The organism is Pseudomonas caspiana (genome assembly GCF_040224095.2).
In the GTDB taxonomy this organism is placed as follows: domain Bacteria; phylum Pseudomonadota; class Gammaproteobacteria; order Pseudomonadales; family Pseudomonadaceae; genus Aquipseudomonas; species Aquipseudomonas caspiana.
The window spans coordinates 6,284,039-6,292,437 of the sequence record NZ_CP167995.1; the positions used below are offsets into that span (position 1 = coordinate 6,284,039).

At 58.0% G+C, this 8,399-nt stretch carries 6 protein-coding genes and 1 pseudogene; 3 read left to right on the plus strand and 4 right to left on the minus strand.

The features are described from left to right. Nucleotides 1-303 precede the first annotated feature (303 nt). Entirely contained in the window at nt 304-819 is a 516-nt protein-coding gene (locus ABRP31_RS28370; protein ID WP_349971283.1) for a Bro-N domain-containing protein, read from the plus strand. An 86-nt stretch (nt 820-905) separates the two neighbouring features. Further along, on the plus strand, nt 906-1,550 hold the full coding sequence (locus ABRP31_RS28375; RefSeq protein WP_087271592.1) for a LysE family translocator: 645 nt from the start codon (nt 906-908) through the stop codon (nt 1,548-1,550). Between the two features lie 184 nt (nt 1,551-1,734). On the opposite strand, the gene ABRP31_RS28380 is transcribed toward ABRP31_RS28375, so the two are convergent. From ABRP31_RS28380 to ABRP31_RS28390, 3 genes and pseudogenes are all read right to left on the minus strand, one after another. Beyond that, nucleotides 1,735-2,595: a methyl-accepting chemotaxis protein gene (locus tag ABRP31_RS28380; protein WP_372489488.1), complete on the minus strand. Its 861-nt coding sequence runs from the start codon at nt 2,593-2,595 to the stop codon at nt 1,735-1,737. Next, nucleotides 2,590-3,711, minus strand: a pseudogene (locus ABRP31_RS28385) (Cache 3/Cache 2 fusion domain-containing protein); the annotation flags it as partial. The gene ABRP31_RS28380 and the pseudogene ABRP31_RS28385, both read right to left, overlap by 6 nt. Before the next feature lie 196 nt (nt 3,712-3,907). Next, nucleotides 3,908-4,831, minus strand: coding sequence for a LysR substrate-binding domain-containing protein (locus tag ABRP31_RS28390; RefSeq protein ID WP_087271598.1), 924 nt, complete (start codon nt 4,829-4,831; stop codon nt 3,908-3,910). Between the two features lie 156 nt (nt 4,832-4,987). Here ABRP31_RS28390 and ABRP31_RS28395 point away from each other — a divergent pair, with 156 nt between their 5' ends. Continuing rightward, nucleotides 4,988-6,370: a NorM family multidrug efflux MATE transporter gene (locus ABRP31_RS28395; RefSeq protein ID WP_349971284.1), complete on the plus strand. Its 1,383-nt coding sequence runs from the start codon at nt 4,988-4,990 to the stop codon at nt 6,368-6,370. 143 nt (nt 6,371-6,513) lie between these two features. On the opposite strand, the gene ABRP31_RS28400 is transcribed toward ABRP31_RS28395, so the two are convergent. After that, nucleotides 6,514-8,184, minus strand: a complete 1,671-nt coding sequence (locus tag ABRP31_RS28400) for a bifunctional diguanylate cyclase/phosphodiesterase (protein WP_349971285.1) — start codon at nt 8,182-8,184, stop codon at nt 6,514-6,516. Nucleotides 8,185-8,399: the final 215 nt, after the last annotated feature.

Below are 8,399 nucleotides of genomic sequence, written 5' to 3' on the forward strand. Positions count from 1 at the left end.
CCTACAGCAGGAGCGGAGTTATCCACAGGTCGCCAGTGTCCTGCGCTGACAGTCGTGTGCGCCTCAACGAATTAACCTCTCTCCCGGCTGAATATTCAGCTACTGGATTTGGCGATCTGGAAAAGGGAGTGATACTGCTGTTCATACGAAGCGGGCACATTTGCCTGCGCCTTGTTATGGCTGCTGTATGCGGGAGATCTTCGGGTCTGCCGGTCGCTCCTTACCGGTTCGCCAACCCGCATGCAGTTGCCACCCTATCGTTTGGCGACGAGAAGCGGTGGCTCCCAACAAGGAGATGCACTTTTGAATACATGCACTAACCCGCACCACATCCCCATGCTCTTCATCCGCCAGAAAAAACACATGCACGCCATTTGCCTCGAAGGCCAGGTCTGGTTCTGCGCGCGCGACCTGGGTTACCTGATGGGGATATTTCTGGATGAGCATCGCGCTCGCAAACTGGCACCCGACCAGCGCAAAACCATTTTGCTGGAACGCTATGGCGTAGTGCAGGAAACGCTGATGATCAGCGAGTCCGGGGTTTATGCACTATTGCTCTATCAGCACGGCGCTCACAACGGGCCGCTGCGCGAATGGCTTGAGCATCATGTTGTGCAAGCCGTGCGCGACCGTGATCAAGTGCCAACATCACAACGCCCGGTGCTGGGTTTGATGCATTGGCCCAACATGACCCTGAGCCTGCTGAACTGGCAGAACGACTCGTGGATTCGTGTGCGGGATATGCCGGAGATTTTGCTGGAGCGTTCGCGGCAGAGTGCCGGGAAGACCGCTTCGTGGTGGCGGCGATTGCTGGCGTAAGCCATACAGTTGGCGTCACGGACTGTATCTTGCGACCCGCCTGCCTCCTGCTTAAAGTGGCGCGCACTTAAGCGAGGAAACATCAAATGGAATTCAACAACGGCTTCCTGCTCAGCCTGTCGCTGTGCCTGGAAATTGGCCTCGCCAATATGGCGATGATCAATATCGCCATGCAGCGCGGCTTTGCGCAGGGCGTCTGGCTGGGGTTGGGCACCTGCGTCGGCGATTTGATTTATGCCGTGCTGGCGATGATGGGCATGGCGGTGCTTTTGCAGTTCGAGGCGGTGCGTTGGGTGCTGTGGATCGGCGGCTCGCTGGTGCTCTGCTTCTTGAGTGTGAAAATGCTGCTCAGTGCTTTCAAGACTGACGGGACGATGCAGCAGAGCGGCGAGCAATGGGGCAAGACCAATCTGGCGCTGTTCTCCAAGGGCATCATGCTGGCGATGTCTTCGCCCAGCGCGATCCTGTGGTTTGCCGCTGTGGGCGGCGCGATCATTGCGCGCCAAGGCCATGACGTGGCGAGCGCAGGTCTGTTCCTGTCAGGCTTTTTTGCTGCGGGTTTGCTGTGGTCGATTTCACTGTGCGCGGTGGCCTACCAGGGCGGCCGGCTCATCGGTGAGAAGCTGATGAAATACACGTACATCGCGTCGGCGCTGATCTTTGCCTACTTCGCGGTGTATGTGGTGGTGAGTGGGTATGCGGAGTTTGTCGGGGCTCCGGTTGGTCTGTAGAACCCAACATGCAATCTCTCGCGTTGAAATGCATTCCCTGTAGGAGCTGCCGAAGGCTGCGATAGCGTTATCCCTGATACACCCCCATCGCAGCCTTCGGCAGCTCCTACGGATGTACGTTCGCCGCGCAACCATGTTCTGTCCAAAAAAACGCCCCGAAGGGCGTTTTTTTATCACTTAACCATCAACGAAACCGGTCAACCTCGGTGCGCAAATCTGCAGCCAGGGTGTTCAGTTCTTCTGCGGTAATGGCCAGGTGCGAGACAACTTCACGTTGCTCGCTGTTGGCCATGGCGATGCTTTGCAGGTTGCTGCTCAACAAGGTGGCGGTGCTGCTTTGCTCTTGGGTGGCGGTGGTGATCGCGGCGAATTGCTGACCGGCCGAGCGGCTTTGCTCGTCGATCTGCGCCAGCGCTGCGGCCACTTTGGCGTTACGTGCCAGGCCTTCCTGCATCTGGGCATTGCCCTGTTGCATGGTGGAGATGGCGTTGCCGGTCTCTTGCTGGATGCTGGTGATCATCCCGGAGATTTCATTGGTGGCATCGCGTGTACGGGTCGCCAGGCTACGAACTTCGTCAGCAACCACTGCGAAGCCACGGCCTTGTTCACCCGCCCGTGCTGCTTCGATGGCTGCGTTGAGCGCCAGCAGGTTGGTCTGGTCGGCAATCGATGTAATGACGCCCACGATGCTGCCGATTTCCTGAGAGCGTTGCCCCAAGGTATTGATCACAGCAGCGGTGCTGTTGATAGACGCAGCGATCTGCTCAAGGGACGACGACGCTTCTTGCATCGACGCGCGACCGATACGAGTCTGCTGCGCGTTTTCCTGAGCCAGGCGTTCGGTATTACCCATGTTATCGGCGATGTTCAACGACGTGGCGCTGAACTCTTCAACCGCCCCCGCCATGCTGACGATTTCACCCGATTGCTGCTCCATGCCGCGATAAGCGCCGCCCGACAAACCGGACAGTTCATTCGCGCGGCTGCTGACTTGTTGAGCTGCCGTGCGGATGTGCGAAACCATGGTCGACAGCGCTTCACCCATCTTGTTGAAGCTGGTTGCCAGTTGGCCGATTTCGTCATGGCTGGTGATGTTCAAGCGCACGCTCAAATCACCTGCACCCAGTGCTTCAGCCTGACGCACCAGCTCAGACAGCGGACGAAGTTTACTGCGCAGCAACCAGATAGCCGAACTCACTGCAATCAACATCGCCAGCAGGCTGCCGATGGCCAGTTGCGTACCGACGTTCCAGGTCACGGCGCTGATTTCATCCTTGGGCATGTTCGCCAGAACGGTCCAAGGCCCGCCGCTGAAAGGTTGGGCAACGCTGTAGAAGTCTTCGCTGGTATCGCTCCAGTACTGTCCTTTACCTGGCTGTTTGGCGAAATCAGCAACAGCTTTGCCAGCCTGATCAAGTGCCTGCACGCCTGCTGGCGGCACCAGCCAGCGGTTCTGATCATCGAGCAGGGCCAGCGAGCCGGTCTTGCCGATGCGGAAGTTCTTCAGGTTTTCAAACTGGACGTTTTGCGCGTCGGTGTAATCGAAGCCGACGAACAACACCGCGATGACTTTGCCGGAGCTGTCTTTCACGGGGGTGTATTGCGTCATGTAGTAGCGCTCGAACAGCACTGCCTTACCGACGTAGCTCTGGCCCGACATCAATCGGTCGTACGCCGGGTTTTTGCGGTCGAGCATAGTGCCGATGGCGCGGCTGCCATCCTGCTTGGTCAGCGAGGTGCTGATGCGGATGAACTCGTCGCCGCTGCGCACAAATACCGTAGCCACGCCTTCAGTCAGTTGGCGGAACTCGTCAACTTCTCTGAAGTTGTTGTTCAGCACATGGTCCGCCAGAACCAGGCTTGGAGTTTGTACCCCGGCGACTGTAACTGGCTGGTCCGCCTGAACAGTCAGGCCGCTGGCAAAACGCTTCTCAAACAACCCGCTCAAACGTTGGGTGCTAACCCGCAGTGTGCTGTGAAAAGTGTTGAGCTGGTCGGCCAGCAAGCGTGCCTCGCTCGCCATGTGCTCTTCACGAATGACGAGGTTGGCTGAGTCCAGTGAACGCAACGCGAAGACAGTACTGCCGGAGATGACAACTGCCAGAATAACGGCCAAAGCAATACCGAGTTGCGAAGCAATTCGGGCACGGGGCTTGGACATGACGACTCCTGGCCGAACGCCGGGTCTTTTAATGACCTCTATTAGCCGTTCAGCTGAATTTGATTAAGTTAGGTAGCCTTGGTTGTACAGAATTTGTACAAGGGGGCGTCAATTTTACACATCGGCCTTGCGGCGTAATACTTGAGTAAGGTTCCCGGATTTGTAGGATTCGGTTACAAAATATGTCGCATTGCCACTATTCCCTGAGGATTTGCACCTCAGGCAGCTCCATGGCGCTGACTTCGCTCTGCAAAAAATCTCCCAGCCGACGCAGCCGTTCGCTGCCGGGTCGGGTTCTAGGCCAGACAAGGTAATAGTCTTCGCCGCTGTAGACGGCGGTGCGCCAAGGCAGACTTAAACGCTTCTGGGCGACATCTTCGGCGACCATGAGTAGATCCCCCATGGAAACCCCGTACCCGCGAGCGGCGGCGATCATACCTAATTCCAGCGTGTCAAACACCTGTCCGCCCTTGAGTGAAACGTGCTCCGATAAGCCCGTGCGCTCAAGCCAGCTTCGCCAGTCTCTGCGGTCTGGCGTGGGGTGCAGCAATTCTGCGCTGGCCAGGCGCTCAATGTTCCAGGGCTGATCGTCCATCAGGTTTGGCGCACCCACCGGAATCAGCAGTTCCGGGAACAGATGTATCGCCTCCCAATCGGCCGGGAGATGGCCGCGACTGAGCAGCACGGCGCAGTCGAACGGCTCATGACTGAAATCCACCACGTCGATTTCCATCCACGCGCTGGTCAACTGCACTTCATTGCCCGCCTGCAGGTGACGAAAGCGACTGAGTCGCGCCAACAGCCAACGCATGGTCAGGGTAGGCGGCGCTTTCATGCGCAAAATCCCTTCGTCGACAGACAGCGTGTTACAGGCGCGCTCCAGGGAAGAGAAGCCGTCGCGCACGCCCGGCAGCAGTGTCCGCGCGGCTTCGGTCAGCTGGATATTGCGCCCGATGCGCTGAAACAGTCGGCAGGCAAAATGCTCTTCAAGGGTTCGAATGTGCCGACTGACCGCACTTTGGGTGATCGACAATTCTTCCGCTGCTCGCGTAAACGAGCTGTGCCGCGCAGCCGCTTCAAATGCGCGCAGTGCATAAAGAGGTGGAAGACTACGGGGCATTGAGGACGCTCCTGCTGCGGTTGACGCCGATTTTAGCTAAAAAGCTGACAGATGAGTTTTACTCATGATAACGATCTTATTTATCCCTTTGTGCTCGCGCATTTAAGTGCAGAGAATGAGCGGCTCATAACTGCCCTTGAAATCGAGCGTCGCGCCATGCAACAACCTGCCATCAAAGAACTCTGGATCATCCTGCGCCTCGCCGGGCCGCTGATCGCTTCACAGATGGCACACATGCTGATGGTCTTCACTGACACGGTAATGATGGGGCACATTGGCCCTGAAGCTTTGGCGGGCGGGGGGCTGGGCGCGGCGACCTACAACTTTATTTCGTTCTTCTGCGTCGGGGTCATGGCGGCAGTGGGTACGCTTGTGGCGATCCGGCATGGTGCGGGGGACAGCAAAGGCGCTGCGCAACTGGTCCAGGCCGGTGTCTGGCTGGCGTGGGGCATGGCATTGATTGCCATGTTGATCCTGTGGAACCTTGAGCCGGTCCTGCTGCATTTTGGCCAAACCGAATCCAACGTGCACATGGCAGGTCAATTTTTGATCACCTTGCCACTGGCGTTGCCCGGCTTGTTAACGTTCATGGCCCTGCGCGGTTTCACCAGCGCGCTGGGGCGTGCAGGGCCAGTCATGGCAATCAGCGTGGGCGGCGCGATTGCCAATTTCGTTCTCAACTATGCCTTTATCCATCAAGTGTTCGGGCTGCCGAATCTTGGCTTGATGGGGATTGGCCTGGTCACAGCGGTAGTCACCAACGGCATGGCGTTAATTCTCGCCCTGCATATCCGTCGTCATCCGGCCTACGCGGCCTACCCGATCCGTGAAGGCTTCTGGCAGCTGTCGAGCAGCCACCTCAAAGAGCTATGGAAGCTGGGCTTGCCAATTGGCGGGACGTACGCCGTCGAGGTTGGCCTGTTCACCTTTGCTGCGTTTTGTATGGGGGCGATGGGCAGCGTGCAGATGGCCGCGCACCAGATCGCCCTGCAATCGGTGTCGATGGCATTCATGATTCCGGTGGGGATTTCTTACGCAGTGACCATGCGTATTGGTCTGCACTATGGCGCGGGTAATCTGCTGCTGGCGCGCACCGCCGGGCGTGCGGGCATTATTTTTGGCTCATTGGTGATGCTGATGTTCGGCATGCTGTTCTGGCTGGCACCGCATTTGGTTATCGGTCTGTTCCTGGATATCAATGACCCTAAATTCGCCGAGATCGTCGAGTTGACGGTCAAGCTGCTGGCGATTGCAGCCTGGTTTGAAATTCTTGATGGCGCGCAAACCATTGCCATGGGCGCGATCCGTGGCTTCAAGGATGCGCGGACGACCTTCCTCATCGGGCTGGCCAGTTATTGGCTGGTGGCTGCCCCTGCGGCCTGGATATTTGGTTTTTACACCAACCACGGCGCCGAGGGCGTCTGGTGGGGGCTGGCGTTGGGATTGCTGTGTGCAGCGATTGCGCTGACCTGGGCCTTCGAAAGAAAGACCTCGCGGTTGTTGCGGCGGGAAGCGGCAGCAGTGCCGGTGATGGGGTGAGGAATGTTGATTTTGCCTCCTGCCAAACACGACCCTGCAGGAGCGCACGAGCAGCGCGAGGCCGCGATAGCGGTCTGCCTGATAAACCGCTATCGCGGCCTCGCGGTGCTACAGGTCTATCGTTTGGCGCAAGACAGCGCGTTTCAAACCCCGCTCAACGCCTCCGGTGCTTGCTGATCGAAGGTCAGGTATTTGATCAACTGCGATAACGGCAGTGGTTTGCTGATCAGGTAGCCTTGAACCTGGTCGCAGCCAAAACTGCGTAATAACGCCAGTTGGGCAGGCGTTTCGACACCTTCAGCCACCACTTCAAGGCTCAGGTTGTGGGCCAGGTTAATCATGGCGTGAACCAGCTTGCAGTTCTCATCGCGCTGCTCCATTTCACCTACGAAGCTTTTGTCGATCTTCAACAGGGTGATGGGCAGGTTGTTGAGGTGCACAAATGATGAAAAGCCCGTGCCGAAGTCGTCCAGTGAGAACCGAACCCCAAGCCGTCCGAGCGCATCCATGGTTTGTTTGACCAGATCGCTACGGCGCATGACAGCCGTTTCGGTCAGTTCGAACTCCAGCCATTGCGCGTCAATCCCGCGCTCGGCAATCAATCGGCCCAACGTTGCCAGCAACTGGTTGTCCTGAAACTGGCGAAATGACAAATTGATAGCCATATGCAGCTGCGGCAGACCGCTTTCGATCAAGGTCTGCATGTCACGCAGTGCCCGGGATATCACCCAGTAGCCCAATGGCACGATCAGGCCACTTTGTTCTGCCAGCGGCACGAATTCGCTGGGTGGCAACAAGCCTCGTTCCTCGTGACGCCAGCGCACCAGTGCCTCCAGACCGACAATACGTCCGCTGGTCAGGCAAAGCCTCGGCTGGTAATGCAGCTCCAGCTCGTCACGACGCAGTGCCCGGCGCAGCTCGCTTTCAAGGTCTGCGAGGCTGCGAGCATTGCGGTTGAGTCGGTCGTTGAAGACATGAAAGGTACAGCCCTGAATGCCTTTGGCCTGCTGCATGGCGATATGTGCATGCCACATCAGCGGATCGGCGCCTGCCTCGGCACGGGCATGAGCGATCCCCAGGCTGCAACCGATCAGCAGGCTTTCGCCGTCGACCCAGTAAGGCTCGGACAGGGCTTCGGTGATGCGCTCGGCCATCCAGTCAGCCCGGTCCGGGGCTCGTCGGGTGTCGATCAATAGTGCGAATTCGTCGCTGCCCAAGCGGGCGATCTGATCGCAGGGTTCCAGCTGCCCTTTGAGTCGCGCCACCACCTGTAAAATCAGCCGGTCGCCAGCTTGATGACCCAGTGCGTCGTTGGCGCGGCGGAAGTTGTCCAGATCGAGATGGCCCAGCGCCAGGCCACGGCCGTCATTTTCCAGCAAGCGTGCCGCCAGTAAGGTCTGGAAACCCTGGCGGTTGGCGATACCGGTTAGCGTGTCTTGCTCGGCCAGACGTTGCAGCGTGCTTTCCAGCAAGGCGCGTTCGCGTACATGGCGCAAGCAGCTGCGCAGGCTCACCGGGGTTAATTCGCTGCGGATCAGCCAGTCACTGGCGCCCAGTGGCGCAATCACCGGCTCCTCTTCAAGCAGCATGATCACTGGCAGGTTGCAGCGGCCGGGTGGAGGCTGCAGTTCTGGCGTGGTGAGCAGTACGGTGTGGTTGTCGTCGACTAGAGAGGCACTGATGTCGTTCCAGTGCGAGAAGGACAACGGATTTGCCTGATTCTGCTCAGGCGTCAGGCAACTGCGCAGCAATACCAGCCATTCCGGCTCGTGGGCCAGCACTAACAACCGCAAGGGTTGGACAGGCGTAGGCAAGCTAGCTCCCTAGACTCGAAAAGAGACAAACAGAAGGCCGGGACAAGGGCCAAACAGAGCGATCATTCAGCATTCGGATGCGCAAATGTAACAAAACCAAAAAAATTAGATAGCTGCGGGCGACATAAGACGTCACTCATTGGCGGACGGTCGCTGCACAATCGCCATAGCCTGCTAAAATGCCCGCCCATTTCGTTAGTGATCCTCTTCCTGAT

What these genes read in the sequence shown, in the direction of transcription:
- ABRP31_RS28375 (WP_087271592.1), top strand. Translation starts at nt 906, where the DNA reads ATGGAATTCAACAACGGCTTCCTGCTCAGCCTGTCGCTGTGCCTGGAA.
- ABRP31_RS28380 (WP_372489488.1), bottom strand. Translation starts at nt 2,595, where the DNA reads ATGGGTGAAGCGCTGTCGACCATGGTTTCGCACATCCGCACGGCAGCT.
- ABRP31_RS28390 (WP_087271598.1), bottom strand. Translation starts at nt 4,831, where the DNA reads ATGCCCCGTAGTCTTCCACCTCTTTATGCACTGCGCGCATTTGAAGCG.
- ABRP31_RS28395 (WP_349971284.1), top strand. Translation starts at nt 4,988, where the DNA reads ATGCAACAACCTGCCATCAAAGAACTCTGGATCATCCTGCGCCTCGCC.